Below are 14,078 nucleotides of genomic sequence, written 5' to 3' on the forward strand. Positions count from 1 at the left end.
CGACCCATGACCGACGCAGCATCCGCCGACGCCGGAACACCCCCCACCCGCGAGGCCGTCGACGCCACCGTGACCGGGATCTGGGCGGAGGTGCTGAAGGCGACGCCGGACCGCCCCGAGATCCACTTCTTCGACATCGGCGGCACCTCGCTCGCCGCCATGCGGGTGATCACCCGGCTGCGCAGCCGGTGGCCCGTCACCTTCCCGATGCGGCTGCTCTTCGACCACCCGGTGCTGGGCGACTTCACCGCGGCGGTGTGCGAGTTGGTCGGTGCCACCGAGGGGGCGCAGCCGTGACCCGGATCGCGGTGGTCTACGACTACGGCGCCGTCAACGCGGCGGAGATCATGCTGGGCCTGGGTCCGGTCGGTGACCCGGTGTTCGTCGGCAGCGCCTCGGAGCACACCGGGCCGCTGCTCCCGCTGCTGGCGGAACTCGGCGACGTCGTCCGGCTGGAGCAGGGCTTCGAGGCGGTGGTCGGACAGCTCGCCGAGCTGGGCGTCGACGCCATCGTGACCTACAGCGACGAGATGCTCGAACTCACCGCGCGGCTCGCCGAGCGCCTCGGGCTCGCCTTCCACAGCATGGACACCGTCCAGCTGCTCAGGGACAAGTCCCGGCAGCGGCAGCGGCTGCGCGAGGCCGGCGTGGAGCAGCTGCGCACCGGGGTGATCCACGACCCGGCCGACTGGCCGGCCGTGGTCGCGGCCGTGGGCCTGCCGGCCGTGCTCAAGCCGGCCCGCGGCCGGGGCAGCCGGGACACCCACCTGATCACCGACCCGGAGCAGGGGCGGCAGTTGGTCACGCGGTTCCTCGGCACGGCCGAGGGGGCCGACCGGCCGGTCTTCGTCCTGGAGGAGTACCTCGTCGGGCGGCCGTGCGGGCCGTTCGGCGACTACGTGGCGGTGGAGACCGTCTGCACCGCCGACGGGTACCGGCACCTGCCGATCACCGGGAAGTTCCCGCTGCTGCCGCCCTTCCGGGAGACCGGCGGAATCCTGCCGGCCGTGCTCAACGGCATCGAGGCCGACGCCGTCACGGACCTGGTCTCCCGCGCGCTCGGGGCGCTCGGGGTGGTCATCGGCATCACCCACACCGAGGTCAAGCTGACCGCCGACGGGCCGCGGCTGATCGAGGTCAACGGCCGGATGGGCGGCTACGTCAACGACACCTGCCGGGCGGTCTTCGGCTTCGACTTCGTCGAGCTGTCGGCGGAACTGGCGCTCGGCCGGACCCGGTGGACGCCGCCGCCGGAGCCGGACCGGGTGCACTTCCAGTGGCGGCCCTCGGGACCGGTCCAGGCGTTCACGCTGAAGGACGTGCTGGGCATCGAGGCGGTCCGGGAACTGCCCGGGGTGACCTCCTACCGCCCGATGGTGGAGGCGGGCGAGTCCCGCGGACCGAGCGTGGCGACCCGCCACCTGGACACGGTCAGCGGCGTCGTGGACAGCTACGAGGAGATGTTCGAGACCGTGCGGCAGGTCGGCAAGCTGCTGGCCTACGAGTTCACCTTCGCCGACGGGCGCACCACCCGGCTCACCTCCGGCGACCTGCTGACCCACCCGATCACACCGCTGACCGACTAGGGCGTGTCTTTAGGATCACGCCCTAGGGCCCGTCCGGGCCGCCGACTCCCGGAACGCCCCCGACCGCGCGCCGCCAGGGCGCCGGGGTGCCGCGCCGCCGCCCGTACTCGAACCAGCCGAACGGAGAGTCACCTCCCATGCAACCGACCCAGCTCATCTGCCTGCCGTTCGCCGGCTCCGGCGCCTCGTTCTTCAAACAGTGGCTGCCGATCGCGCCGCCGGGCCTGCAGCTCGTGCCGGTGCAACTGCCCGGCCGGGAGGAGCGGTTCGCCGACACCCCGCACACGGAGGTGGCCCGGGCCGTCGACGAGGTGCACGCCTGGCTGCTCCAGCGGCTCGGGGCGGGCGGCCCGGTGGCGCTGTTCGGTCACAGCCTGGGCGCGGTGCTGGCGTACGAGTTGGCCCACCGGCTGGCCGGGAGCGACGGGCAGGTGCCGGTCCGGCTGTTCGTCAGCGGCTCGCCCGGGCCGTGGTCCCCGCGGGCGGACCGGGCGACCGGGCTGGACGACGAGGCCTTCGTCGCCCGGGTCCGCCGGTTCTCCGGGTACACCCACCCGGCGCTGGAGGACCCCGAGATGCGGGAGTTGCTGCTACCGCTGCTGCGCGCCGACGTCGAGATGCACGAGGGCTACCGGCCCGCCTCCGACAAGCCGTTGCCCGTCCCGATCACCGCGCTGCGCGGGGCCGACGACGCGTTGGTGGACGCGGCGCAGTGTGCGCAGTGGGCCGCGGCGACCAGCGCGCGGTTCGCCACCGCCGAACTGGCGGGCGGCCACATGTACCTGGCCGAGGGCGCGGCCGACCTGCTCGCGCTGATCCGCGACACGCTGGAACGCGACGAGCTCGGCGGCGAGGCGCCGGGCCCGGCGACCGGCCCGGCGGCGGGGCGGTGACCGTGCGGCTGGCCGGCAAGGCGGCGGTGATCACCGGGGCGGCCCGCGGCCTGGGCCGGGCCTGCGCGCTCCGCTTCGCCCAGGAGGGCGCCGATCTGCTGCTGCTCGACGTGGCCGGCGACCTGCCCGGCGTCCCCTACCCGCTGGGCTCGGCCAGCCAGCTCGACCACACGGCGGAGCTCTGCCGGGACCACGGGGTCGCCGTGCTGGTGCGGCAGGCCGACGTGCGGGAGCTGCGGCAGGTCGAAGCGGCGGTCGGCGCCGCCGTCGAACGGTTCGGGCGGATCGACGTCCTGGTCAACAACGCCGGCATCGCGGCCCCTTCGGGCAAGGCGGCGCACGAGATCGACGAGTCCGAGTGGCAGCTGATGATCGACGTGGACCTCTCCGGGGCCTGGCGCACCATCCGGGCCGTCGGCGGCCGGATGAGCCGGCAGCGCTCCGGCAGCATCGTCAACATCGCCTCCACCGCGGGCCTGGTGGGATACCGCCACTTCGCCGGCTACGTCGCCGCCAAGCACGGCCTGGTCGGCCTGACCAAGGCCGCCGCGCTGGACTACGCCCCGCTCCGGGTCCGGGTCAACGCGCTCTGTCCCGGCTCGGTCCGGGACGACTCGCAGGCCGAGGGCCGGATGCTGTCGGAGATCGCCCGGTCCCTGGAGGTGCCGGTCGACGAGCACGAGGAGACCTTCCTCCAGGCCCAGCCGATGAACGCGCTGATCGAGCCGGAGGACGTCGCCTCGGCGGCCCTGTGGCTGGCCTCCGACGAGTCCCGGCACGTCACCGGCAGCGTGCTGACCGTCGACGGCGGCTTCACCACCCGCTGAACGGCCCGCTCCGCCGGCCCCACCCCGTACCGTCCGCGCCTTCCTGCTCCGCTCGTGCCCCGCTCCTGCCCCGCTCGTGCCCCGCTCCTGCTCCGCTCGTGCCCCGGAGATGCCGCCGTGCTCGCTCTGTCGCGTTCCCCCCTGCTGCCGGCCGACGCCGTCCGGTCCGCCCACACCCACGCGTGGCGGGTCGCCCTGCCCGCGGGCGCCGCCGCCGACCGCCTCGCCACCACCCTGGCGGACGCCGCCCGGTTCTGGTGGGGGGCCGACTTCCCCGACCGGCTGCCACGGCTCTGGTCCGAGGAGGTCCCCGCCGCGGCCGCCTCCCCGGTGGCGCAGCGCCGGCTGCACGCCGAGTTGCACCGCACGCCGGGCGACGACGACGGCCCGCTGCTGCGGGCGGTGCTGCTGCGCTACGCGGACGGCGGTGCCGACCTGGTGCTGGCGGCGCACCGGGGCGTGCTGGACGCGACGTCACTGCGGAACATCGCCGAGGTGCTCCTCGGCCGGGCACCCCACGACCACTTCCGGCCGCAGGCCGCAGCGCGTCCCGGTCAGCTGCCGGCCGACCCCGTGCCCGCCGGCAGCGAGCCCGGCCGGCGCATGGAGTGGGCAACCGGCGACGCCGCGGCGGGTGACCGGACAGGCGTGGTCACGGTGCCGCTGGCCGGCGGACCGGCCGACCCGCTCGCCGTGCTGGCGGTGGCCGTGGGGCTCGTCCTGGGACGGTACGAGGGCCGGCCGACGCCCGCAGTAGGCGCCCTGATCGAGGCGCCGGAGCGGCCGGCGCACGCCCTCGGCGCCTTCGACTCGGTCCGGCAGCTGACCGTCGACCTCTCGGGCAGCACCGGCACGGCGGCGCTGGTGGCCGAGGCCGGACGGCAACTCCGCGGCGCGGCGGCCCACGACGAGGACGACCGCCCGCCGGCCGGGATCATCGCCCGGCTCCCGCTGCCCGCGGACGAGTCGGACCGCTGCGGGACCCACCTGCCGTTCCAGCGTGCTCCGTTCCCGCTCACCGTCGTGCCGGTCCACGGCCCGGACGGTGCCCTCGCGGTGGAACTGCACCACCGGCTCCGCGAGGTCGACGAGGAGTCCGCCCGACGGTTCGCCGGGCACCTGGCGCGCGCCTACCGGCAACTGGGTGCGGCCGACCCCGCGGCGGTACCGGCCGACGTCGAGCTGCTGGACGCGGCCGAGCGGGCGCAGGTGCTGGCGCTCGGTCGGCCCGCCGAGGTGCCGCACCCGAAGCCCGACCGGATCGAGGCGGTGTTCGCGGCGCGCGTGCGCGAGCGCCCCGACGCGGTCGCCCTCACCCACGGGGACGAGGTGCTGACCTACACCGAGCTGGACCGGCGGGCCGAGCGGATCGCCGCCGGGCTGCGCGCCCACGGCCTGCGGCCGGGCGACCGGGTGGGCATCTGCCTGGAGCGGTCGCCGGACCTGGTGGTCACCATGCTCGCCGTGCTCAAGGCCGACGGCACCTACGTACCGATGGACCCGGCCTACCCGACCGACCGGCTGGCCCACACCGCGGACGACGCCGGGCTGCGGCTGGTCGTCACGACCCGCGCCGACTTCCCGACCACGGCGCCGGCGCGTACGGTCCGGCCCGGTGACCTGGCCTCGAGCGGGGACCCGGCGTCGAACGGGGACCCGGCGTCGGCCGGCGGCCCCGGGGTCCACCCACCGGCCGCGCTCCGCGGTCCCGGGGCCGCCGCCTACGTCATCTACACCTCCGGTTCCACCGGTCGCCCCAAGGGCGTCGCCGTCCCGCACCGCAACGTCGTCGCCCTGCTCGCCGCGACCAGGGAGGACTTCCGGCTCGGCCCCGAGGACACCTGGACGCTCTTCCACTCCAGCGCGTTCGACTTCTCGGTCTGGGAGATCTGGGGCCCGCTGCTCACCGGCGGCCGGCTCGTCGTGGTGCCGTACTGGACCTCCCGGTCGCCGGAGGAGTTCCGCGAACTGCTGGCGACCGAGCGGGTCACCGTGCTGAACCAGACCCCGGCCGCGTTCGCCCAGCTCCTGGCGGCCGAGCGGCGGTGCGCGGATCGGTTGGCCGTCCGGCTGGTGGTCTTCGGCGGTGAACCGCTCGACCCGCGCGGCCTGGCCGACTGGCTGGACCGGTACCCCGAGTCCCGCTGCCGCCTGGTGAACATGTTCGGGATCACCGAGACGACCGTCCACGTCACCGCCCAGACCGTCCGTCGGCGGGAGGTGATGACCGGCTCCCGCTCGGTGGGCCGCCCGCTGCCCGGCTGGTACCTGTACGTCCTGGACGAGCGCGGCCGCCCGGTCCCCTGCGGTGCGCCCGGCGAGATCCACGTCGGCGGCGAGGGCGTGGCCCTGGGGTACCTGAACCGGCCCGGACTGACCGCCGAGCGCTTCGTGCCGGACCCCTTCACCGGCGGCCGGATGTACCGCAGCGGCGACCGCGGCCGGCTGCGGCCGGACGGCCGGCTGGAGCACCTGGGCCGGCTGGACAGCCAGGTCAAGGTGCGGGGGTTCAGGATCGAGCTCGACGAGATCCGGCACGTCCTGCTGGACGACCCGGCGGTCGGCTCGGCGGCCGTGGTGCTCGGCGGCGCGGCGGGCGGGGACGCGGCCGAGGTGCGGCTCGACGCGTACGTGGTGCTGGTCGACGGGGACCCGGCGGCGGTGCGGCGGCGGGCCGCCAAGGTCCTGCCCGACCACATGCTGCCCACCACCGTGACCGCACTGGCCGCCCTGCCGCTCACCGCGAACGGCAAGCTCGACCGGACGCGGCTCCCCGCACCGTCGCCGACGCTCGCCGGGACCACGGAGTCTTCGGTGGGAGCACCGCCGGCGGCCGAGCCGGACCGGGCACCCACCGCCGACCCCGCGGCCATCCTGATCGAGGTCTGGCAGAGCGTGCTCGGCGTCCCGGTCGGCCCGGACGACAACTTCTTCGAGCTGGGCGGCAACTCGCTGTACGCCGTGAAGGTCGCAGCGGCCCTCCGGGAACGCGGGCTCGCCTCGGTCCCGCAGCGCGACCTCTACCTGAACCCGACCGCCAACCGCCTCGCCCGCACCTGGTCCCCCGTCCGCGGCGGGTGACCCCCGCGGGGTCCGCCGGTCGCCGTGCCGTGCCGTGCCGTGCCGGCGCACTCTGCGGGATCCTCGGCCATGCCCGAGATCGATCCCGGCTTCAGCGTCCTCTCCGCGGACTTCGCCGCCGATCCCTACGATCAGGAGAGCGGGTGTTTCACGCCGGCGCGTTCTCCATCCAGCGGTCGGGCCCGGGGTCGCGGCCTTCGGCGCGGGCGGTGAGCCGGTCGAGGTAGTGCCCCCAGCCCTGGGCGTGCGGTTCCCGGGCAACGGTCGGGAGCCCGTGGTGGACCAGGCGGAGCAGGGTGCCGTCGCCGTCGGGCCGCAAGGTGATCTCCACGGTGCTGGAGCCGGGCGGCACCGGCATGTCGCCGGTCTCCCAGCCCCAGGTGAAGACCACACGATTAGGCGGGTCGAACTCCAGGAACCGGCCGGCGGCGTGGTTGTCGCCGGTCACGTTGGTCCGGTAGGGGCCGTCCGGCCGGAAGGCGAACTCGCCGTCCCGGCCCATCCAGGACAGCCAACGGTCGCGGTCGGTGAAGAACGAGAACACCGTCTCGGGGCGGGCGGCGATCCGCCGTTCGAGGGTCACCAGTTCGCCGTTCATGCGGTCGGTTCCTCCTGTTGCGCGGGCCGTTCGGCCTGCTCTGCCCGTTCGGCGCGCTCTGCCTGATCGGCCCGTTCTGCCCGTTCTGCCCGCTCGGCCCGTTCTGCCTGCTCGGCGAGCTCGGCGAGGGTGTCCAGCCGGCCGGCCCACATGGTCTGCAGGTAGTCGGCGAGCGGCCCCAGCGCGGTGCGGTCGGCCCGGTAGAAGCGCTTGCGGCCCTCCTGCCGCAGGGTAACCAGGCCGGTGTCCCGGAGCACCTTGAGGTGCTGGGAGACCGCGCCGAAGGTGACGTCGAACCGCTCGGCGATCTCGCCGGCCGACATCTCGTCGTCCCAGACCAGCCGCAGGATCTCGCGCCGTCGGGGCTCGGCGATCGCTTGCACCGCTTCCATGCCGTCATTTTAGTCACGGCTTGAACTTGCGTTCGCCGGGATCGTCGTTTTAGTCTCGACTAAAGTAACCAGAGAGGAGCTGCCGGCATGACCGACATCGCGATGCAGCTGCACATCGAGGCCGACGCGGACACCGTGTACGCGGCGATCTCCACCACCGAGGGCATCCAGGGCTGGTTCACCAGCGTCGCCACCGCGGGCGTGGGCGTGGGCGCCCGGCACGAGCTGCCGTTCCCGGGGGTGCCCGAGCCCTGGCGGCTTCGCGTCGCCGAGGCGGAGCCCGGCAAGCGGCTGGTCCTGACCGGCGAGAACGGCCCCTGGACCGGCACCGAGCAGACCTACGAGCTGCTGACCGCGCCGGCGGGTGGCGTCATCCTCCGCTTCACGCACAGCGGCTTCCCGGCCGTGGACGACGACTACCGCAACTTCACCTACGGCTGGGCCACCAAGTTCGCCCAGCTCAAGCGCTATGCGGAGACCGGCGAACCGGCGCCGTTCTTCACCCCCTGACCCTGTCCCACCGCGACCTGTCCCAGCGCGACCCGAGCCACCGCGCCCCTAGCCACCGCACCCCACCCACGGAGAGCAGACCCGTCATGCAAACCGCCATCCAGGAATTCGCCACCGCCTTCACCGACACCGCCGCGGCGATCCGCGCCGACCAGCTCGGCCACCGCACCCCCTGCGAGCAGTTCACCGTCGCCGAACTGCTCGGCCACGTCGGCCAGGTGCTGGCCTCGTCCGAGCGCGCGGCGCGCAAGCAGCCGCAGTCCGACGCCGCCGCCGGCCCGGCCACCCCGGCCGAGGTGGCCGAGGCCGCCAGAAGGGCCGCCGCGGCCTGGGCGGAGCCGGCCGCCTACCAGGGCACCACCGAGTTCGGCCCCGGCGAGATGCCGGCCGACTTCGCCGCCGCCGTCACCCTCCAGGAGCTCGCCCTGCACGGCTGGGACCTCGCCCGGGCCACCGGGCAGCCGTTCGGCGCCGGGGAGGAGGCGGCGAAGGCGGTGCTCTCCGTCGTGCAGCAGCTCGCCGGGACCGCCCGCGCCAACGGCGGCTACGGTCGGCCGGTCGCCGTGCCGGACGGGGCCGGCCCCTTCCACCGAGCGCTGGCAGCCAGTGGGCGCAATCCTGGCTGGGACCGCTGAGCGCGCCACGATCACGGAAAGGCCGAACCCGCACCATGACGATCGACGAGACCGCCGAACGGGTGATCCCGCTGCCGCCCGACGAGGTGGCCGGCTATGCGATGGACTGGCGCCACGACTCCGAGTGGACCCAGGGCATCCGCGAAGCCCGGCTGACCCGCGAGGCCGACCGGGGCGGATTCGGTGTCGGCGCGGAGGTCACCCGCACCGCGTTCTTCCTCGGCAAGCGCATCGACTACGTGCTGCGCGTGGCGGAGCACGAGCCGCTGCGGCTGCTGGACATGGTCTCGGTCGCCGGCCCGATGCCCATGCACGTCACCTACAGCTTCACCCCGCACCCCGGCGGCACCCTCGCCCGCATCCGGGTGCGGGGCGACGCCGGAGGCCACTACCGGCTGGCCGCGCCGCTCATGGCGCGCAAGGTCCGCTCGTCCATCGGCAAGGACCTGCGCGACCTCGAGCGGCGGCTCCGCTCCGCGCCCTGACTCGAGCGGCGGCTCCGCTCCGCGCCCTGACTCGAGCGGCGGCTCCGCTGCGCGCCCTGATGAGCACTCGGCGCATCAACGGGAGCGCCCTCAGGTCCGCCGACCCCCCCGGCCCGGTGGTCGCCTGCTCGGCACCCGTCTCCCCCAGCCGACGGCGCAGGTACCGGCGCTCCGCGTCGCTGCCCGCCAACTCCAGCGCCTCGCGGTAGGCCGCGGCCGCCTCCCGCCGGCGGCCCAGGCGCCGGAGCAGGTCGGCGCGGGTGGCGGGCAACAGGTGGTAGCCGACGAGCGCCGAGCCCTCCTCGAGCCGGGCGAGCAGTGCCAGCCCGACTTCCGGGCCCTCGGCCATGGCCCTGGCCACGGCCAGGTTCAGCTCGATCACCGGCGAGGGGGTCAGCCGGGCGAGCGCACCGTACAGCCGGGCGATCCGGGCCCAGTCGGTGGCGCCCGCCGTGCGTGCCGTCGCATGGCAGGCGGCGATGGCCGCCTGGAGCTGGTAGAAACCCTGCCGGCCCCGGCGCGCTGCGGCCTCGAGCACGGCGCAGCCCTCGGCGATGGTGTCGGCGTCCCACGTCGAGCGGTCCTGCTCCTCCAGCGGGACGAGCTCCCCGGCGGCGTCCAACCGGCCGCCGCGGCGGGCATCGTGCAGGAGCATGAGGGCCAGCAGCCCGCCGGCCTCGGGTTCGTCGGGCATCAGCCGGACCAGCAGGCGCGCCAACCGGATCGCCTCGCCGGACAGGTCGGTCCGGATCAGCTCCGTCCCCTCGGTCGCGCTGTAGCCCTCGTTGAACAGCAGGTAGAGCACCGCGAGTACGCCGGCGGTGCGTTCCGGCAGCAGGTGACCGGGCGGCACCCGGTAGGGGATGTGCGCGTTGCGGATCTTGGCCTTGGCCCGCACCAGGCGCTTGGCCATCGTCTGGTCGGAGACCAGGAAGGCGCGGGCGATCTCCACCGTGGTGAGGCCGGTCAGGGTGCGCAGGGTGAGCGCGACCCGGGCGTCCAGCGGTAGGGCCGGGTGGCAGCAGGTGAAGATCAGCCGCAGCCGGTCGTCGGTGATGCCGCTGCCGTCGGTCGGCGGCGGCTCGGGTTCTGGCGTGATCATCGCGAGTTCCTGGAGCTTGGCGGCCTCGGTGCGGACCCGGCGCAGCCGGTCGACCGCCCGGTTGCGGGCGGTGGTGATCAGCCACGCACCCGGGGTGGTGGGGACGCCGTCGCGGGACCACCGGTCCAGGGCCCGCTCGAACGCCTCCTGGGCGCACTCCTCGGCGAGGTCCCAGTCTCCGGTCCAGCGGATCAGGACGGCGACGATCCGGCTCCATTCGGACCGGAACGCCCGGACGACGGCGTCCTGTGCTTCCTGGGTCACCGCTCCCAGATCGGTCTCACCTCGATCGTCCCGTGGCGCGCCCCCGGGATCCTGGACGCGACCTCGACGGCCTCGTCGAGGTCGCGGCAGTCGACCAGGTAGTAGCCGCCGACCTGTTCCTTCGTCTCGGCGAACGGGCCGTCGGCCACCAGCAGTTCGCCCCCGCGCAGCCGCACGGTCGTGGCGTCGGTGGTCGGCCGCAGCCGCTCGCCCCCGAGCAGCACGCCCCGACGGCCCATCTCCTCGCCGAAGGCCCGGTACTCGGACAGCATCGCCGCGCCCTCCTCGGGGGCCAGCGCGCCGATCGCGTTCTCGTCGGTACAGATCATCAACAGGTACCGCATGTCGTCCTCCTTCTTCCGGTCGGTCACTGGTGGGACGAACGGGACGGGCGCGGATGGACAGGCGGGCCCAGCCGGACAGGCGGGCTCGGGCGACCTCTCCATCGTCTGCCCGGGCGGCCTCGGCGGGCAATCGCTGTCCATCGGGCCCGCCCCCGTTCGTCCCACCAGTGAGGAACCCGAACCGAGGAACACCGTTCGACTCACCACACCGCTCGACCATCACGCCACTCGACCCATCACACCGCTCGACTCACCACACCGCTCGACTCACCACACCGCTCGACTCCTCACGAGGAGGTGTCATCACCATGGCCGCCGTTCCGACCTCCGTGGCACGGCCTGCCCTGCAGACCTGGACCCTGGTGCTCGCGTCCCTGGGCGTCTTCATGACCGCCCTGGACACCCTGGTGGTCACCACCGCCCTACCCGTCCTCCGGACCTCGCTGCACGGCAGCCTGGCCGACCTGGAATGGACGGTCAACGCCTACAACCTCTGCTTCGCGTGCTCGCTGCTCACCGGCGCGGCCCTGGGTGACCGCTTCGGCCGGCGCCGCATGTACTGCGTCGGCCTGGCCGTGTTCACCACCGCCTCGGCGGCCGCCGCGCTCTCCCCGACCGTGGGCGCGCTGATCGCCGCCCGGGCGGTCCAGGGAGCGGGGGCCGCCCTGGTGATGCCGCTGACGCTCACCCTGATCAGCGAGGCCTTCCCCGCCGGGAAGCGCGGCATGGCGATCGGCCTGTGGGGCGGCATCGCCGGCCTGGCGGTGGCCGCCGGACCGGTGGTCGGCGGCGCGGTGGTCCAGGGTCTCAGCTGGCACTGGATCTTCTGGCTGAACGTTCCGATCGGCCTGGCGCTGATCCCGCTCGCCGCGCGCAAGCTGCGCGAGAGCTTCGGTCCGCATCCCCGCCTCGACGTGCGCGGCCTCCTGTTGGCGGGCGCCGGATTCTTCGGCCTGACCTGGGGCCTGGTCCGGGCCAACACGGTGGGTTGGGGCAGTGTCGAGGTGCTGGGGTCCCTGGTGGCGGGGGCCGCCGTGGTCGGACTGTTCCTGTGGTGGGAGCGGCGGGCGCCGACGCCGATGCTCCCCCTCGCGATGTTCCGCCGCCGTGGTTTCGCCGCGGCGAACGGCGCGAGCTTCTTCCTCTACGCCGGGCTGTTCGGGGCGCTGTTCCTGATGGCCCAGTTCTTCCAGTCCGCGCAGGGCCTCACACCCCTGCAGGCCGGGCTGCGGCTCCTGGCGTGGACCGCGGCGCCGATGGTCGTCGCGCCCCTCGCCGGGCGGCTGGCCGACCGCTACGGGAACCGGCCGTTCGTGGTCCTCGGACTCGCACTCCAGGGAGCCGGGCTCGCCTGGGTCGCGGCGATCGCCAAGCCGGGACTGGGCTTCGCCGAGATGGGCATCGCCCTGGCGATCGCCGGGATCGGGACCTCGCTCGTCTTTCCGACCGTCGCCAACGAGGTCGTGGCCTCCGTCGACGGCGAGGACGTCGGCATGGCGGCCGGGACCAACAGCGCGATGCGCGAACTCGGCGGTGTCCTGGGGGTCGCCGTGCTCGCCTCCGTCTTCGCCCGCCCCGGCGCCTACGCCTCGCCGACCGTCTTCGTCGCCGGGTTCACCTCGGCCCTCTGGGTCGGCGTGGGCCTCACCGCCGTCGGCGTCCTGGTCGCCTCCGCGATCCCGCCCCGCAAGCGCCTCGCGGCACCCCCATCGGCCCCGGCCGATCGGCGACCCGCTGCCCTCGTCCCGGCCGTCGAGCCTCCGTCCCATCGCGCCGAGCCCTGAGACCCGGGGTGGCGACCGCGCGGACCCGTTCCCCGCGGCCGCTTCCCGTCACCGCCCGCACCTCAACCAGCGTGCGATTCCCGGTGCGCCGCGATCAGGTCCCGGTACCACCCGTCCGACGCCTTCGGCGTCCGCCGCTGCGTCGCGAAGTCGACGTGCACCAGGCCGAAGCGTTGCATATCGGCGACCACTTCCTCGACCTGCGACCAGCACGGCACCGAATGGTCTCGCCCCGCTGCGGTGCTGACCCCCTGGGAGGCCGACACCGCAGCGCGCTCCGCAGCGAACGATGGGCCCGCCGCGGCTGACCTGTACACGATTTCCGGCCTCCCTTCCAGCCACGCCAAAACACCCCTCGCCCTTCCGGAAGAATTGGTCCGCCGACAGCCGAGCAAGGGGCCAGTCCAATAGTTATTTTCCGCGACATCTACTATTCCCTGCAGGCACCCGTCAGCCGCAGCCGGCTCCGCCGCGGTCCCGTGTCACAGCGTGACGAAAGCCGGTGGAGACACACACTGCGCCTCCACCGGCTTCGTCGTCAGGCTGCCGAGTGGTCAGGCCCGGCCGAGGTGGAAGACGGTGACAGTGAATGTCTGGTCGTGGACCTCGTAGTGGACGTGGAAGTAGTAGCAAACCTGGATGCGGTAGATCCACTGCCCCCAACCACGAAGGCGTTCGTGGGCCGCGGGCTATCAGTGAGCAGGGTAGGTGCGGGCTGACCCCTGGTTGCAGCCAGCCCGCACCTGACTCACTACGGCGTAGGCTCGTCCCACGGCATCGGGTACCGCGGGGCGCCTGGCGGGCGACCCTCTCCAGCGCGCAGCCGCTTGACCTTCGAGTAGTCGCACGTCTCAAGGAACGTGACTGCGTCGACGGGGACCCAGGTGGTGATCGAGCCTGGTTGGATCGATTCCGTATAGGGCTCGCTGGGAAGCACGTGCTGATACCAGAGCGTCATCGAGACCTGGAGCCATTCGAACCCGCCGGGCCGTTCCTCGCGGGCGGTCAACTCTGCCAGAGCCTGACCGTCACCGTGTGGGAGGTTCACTAGGACCATAGGGCCGCTGGACGGCTCGTTCGCAGGAGAGATCTCCACGGTCATCGGCCAACCTCCGGGGCTCAACATGGTGCGGCACCAGTGCCGTTGTAGAACGTAGTGACTGCCCGTGCCGCAGGGTTACCACATACATACCTTAGTTCGATCGAGGTCCAGCCCTCACCGTAGTTCTTGCCGGCAAGGACACCTGGCAGGTCCTGCATCCCTTCCAGATTGAAGCTGATCTTTCCACCGCTTTGCACGGCTCGGTCGATCATTTTGATCAGGGCGTCGTCGCTCGCCGTCCCTCGGGGGATTATGTCACCGAAGACGGATTGGTCCTTGAATGTTATGGCACCCTGTTCCAGCGCGAACCGATCAAGAACACTGGTTCCCAGGACCCGGTCGACCCCGAGCGCTAGTACTGCAACGGTGCTTACCGTGACGGTTGTCGGGTTCGCTCGTTGGGCTGTTCATGGGTGGGGACATATCCGAGGTTGATGCTCGTCGCTGGTCAAACGGGTTGGCCGGACTACATGAG

At 73.3% G+C, this 14,078-nt stretch carries 14 protein-coding genes and 1 pseudogene; 9 read left to right on the top strand and 6 right to left on the bottom strand.

Annotated elements, in window-relative coordinates; translation table 11 throughout:
- The first annotated feature begins 6 nt into the window (after nt 1-6).
- The 5 genes from ACQRUO_RS09310 (at nt 7) to ACQRUO_RS09330 (ending at nt 6,387) form a co-directional block, all read left to right on the top strand.
- The gene (locus ACQRUO_RS09310) at nt 7-297 is read left to right on the top strand and encodes an acyl carrier protein (RefSeq protein ID WP_428315283.1); all 291 of its coding nucleotides are present in this window, start codon (nt 7-9) and stop codon (nt 295-297) included.
- Nucleotides 294-1,586: an ATP-grasp domain-containing protein gene (locus tag ACQRUO_RS09315; RefSeq protein WP_428315284.1), complete on the top strand. Its 1,293-nt coding sequence runs from the start codon at nt 294-296 to the stop codon at nt 1,584-1,586. The genes ACQRUO_RS09310 and ACQRUO_RS09315 overlap by 4 nt, the downstream gene beginning before the upstream one ends.
- Before the next feature lie 137 nt (nt 1,587-1,723).
- Nucleotides 1,724-2,479 (top strand): thioesterase II family protein, encoded by a 756-nt coding sequence (locus tag ACQRUO_RS09320; protein WP_428315285.1) that lies wholly within the window; start codon nt 1,724-1,726, stop codon nt 2,477-2,479.
- 2 nt (nt 2,480-2,481) lie between these two features.
- Nucleotides 2,482-3,306: a mycofactocin-coupled SDR family oxidoreductase gene (locus ACQRUO_RS09325; protein ID WP_428315298.1), complete on the top strand. Its 825-nt coding sequence runs from the start codon at nt 2,482-2,484 to the stop codon at nt 3,304-3,306.
- A 117-nt stretch (nt 3,307-3,423) separates the two neighbouring features.
- On the top strand, nt 3,424-6,387 hold the full coding sequence (locus tag ACQRUO_RS09330; RefSeq protein WP_428315286.1) for a non-ribosomal peptide synthetase: 2,964 nt from the start codon (nt 3,424-3,426) through the stop codon (nt 6,385-6,387).
- A gap of 148 nt (nt 6,388-6,535) precedes the next feature.
- Here the strand turns inward: ACQRUO_RS09330 and ACQRUO_RS09335 are convergent, their stop codons facing one another.
- Together ACQRUO_RS09335 and ACQRUO_RS09340 are read right to left on the bottom strand one after the other, a co-directional pair.
- Nucleotides 6,536-6,985 carry an SRPBCC family protein gene (locus ACQRUO_RS09335; RefSeq protein WP_428315287.1) on the bottom strand — a complete coding sequence of 150 codons (450 nt, stop codon included), beginning with the start codon at nt 6,983-6,985 and terminating at the stop codon, nt 6,536-6,538.
- The gene (locus tag ACQRUO_RS09340; RefSeq protein WP_428315288.1) at nt 6,982-7,377 is read right to left on the bottom strand and encodes an ArsR/SmtB family transcription factor; all 396 of its coding nucleotides are present in this window, start codon (nt 7,375-7,377) and stop codon (nt 6,982-6,984) included. Before ACQRUO_RS09340 ends, ACQRUO_RS09335 begins: the two co-directional genes overlap by 4 nt.
- Before the next feature lie 87 nt (nt 7,378-7,464).
- Here ACQRUO_RS09340 and ACQRUO_RS09345 point away from each other — a divergent pair, with 87 nt between their 5' ends.
- The 3 genes from ACQRUO_RS09345 to ACQRUO_RS09355 all read left to right on the top strand — a co-directional run bounded on the left by ACQRUO_RS09345 (nt 7,465) and on the right by ACQRUO_RS09355 (nt 9,007).
- Nucleotides 7,465-7,887 carry an SRPBCC family protein gene (locus tag ACQRUO_RS09345; protein ID WP_428315289.1) on the top strand — a complete coding sequence of 141 codons (423 nt, stop codon included), beginning with the start codon at nt 7,465-7,467 and terminating at the stop codon, nt 7,885-7,887.
- A gap of 86 nt (nt 7,888-7,973) precedes the next feature.
- Nucleotides 7,974-8,522, top strand: a complete 549-nt coding sequence (locus ACQRUO_RS09350; protein WP_428315290.1) for a TIGR03086 family metal-binding protein — start codon at nt 7,974-7,976, stop codon at nt 8,520-8,522.
- Between the two features lie 35 nt (nt 8,523-8,557).
- Nucleotides 8,558-9,007 (top strand): SRPBCC family protein, encoded by a 450-nt coding sequence (locus ACQRUO_RS09355; RefSeq protein ID WP_428315291.1) that lies wholly within the window; start codon nt 8,558-8,560, stop codon nt 9,005-9,007.
- Here the strand turns inward: ACQRUO_RS09355 and ACQRUO_RS09360 are convergent.
- Nucleotides 8,931-10,373, bottom strand: coding sequence for an RNA polymerase sigma factor (locus ACQRUO_RS09360; protein WP_428315292.1), 1,443 nt, complete (start codon nt 10,371-10,373; stop codon nt 8,931-8,933). The genes ACQRUO_RS09355 and ACQRUO_RS09360 overlap by 77 nt on opposite strands.
- Complete coding sequence (locus ACQRUO_RS09365) at nt 10,370-10,717, bottom strand: YciI family protein (protein ID WP_428315293.1); 348 nt, start codon at nt 10,715-10,717, stop codon at nt 10,370-10,372. Before ACQRUO_RS09365 ends, ACQRUO_RS09360 begins: the two co-directional genes overlap by 4 nt.
- 308 nt (nt 10,718-11,025) lie before the next feature.
- Between ACQRUO_RS09365 and ACQRUO_RS09370 the strand changes: the two genes are divergently transcribed.
- Entirely contained in the window at nt 11,026-12,501 is a 1,476-nt protein-coding gene (locus ACQRUO_RS09370) for a DHA2 family efflux MFS transporter permease subunit (protein WP_428315294.1), read from the top strand.
- A gap of 62 nt (nt 12,502-12,563) precedes the next feature.
- On the opposite strand, the pseudogene ACQRUO_RS09375 reads toward ACQRUO_RS09370, so the two are convergent.
- Both ACQRUO_RS09375 and ACQRUO_RS09380 read right to left on the bottom strand, forming a co-directional pair.
- A pseudogene (locus tag ACQRUO_RS09375) lies at nt 12,564-12,683 on the bottom strand (family 1 glycosylhydrolase); the annotation flags it as partial.
- A 569-nt stretch (nt 12,684-13,252) separates the two neighbouring features.
- Entirely contained in the window at nt 13,253-13,603 is a 351-nt protein-coding gene (locus ACQRUO_RS09380; protein ID WP_428315295.1) for a hypothetical protein, read from the bottom strand.
- Nucleotides 13,604-14,078 lie beyond the last annotated feature (475 nt).

This window comes from Kitasatospora sp. LaBMicrA B282 (assembly GCF_050325825.1).
Taxonomy (GTDB): domain Bacteria; phylum Actinomycetota; class Actinomycetes; order Streptomycetales; family Streptomycetaceae; genus Kitasatospora.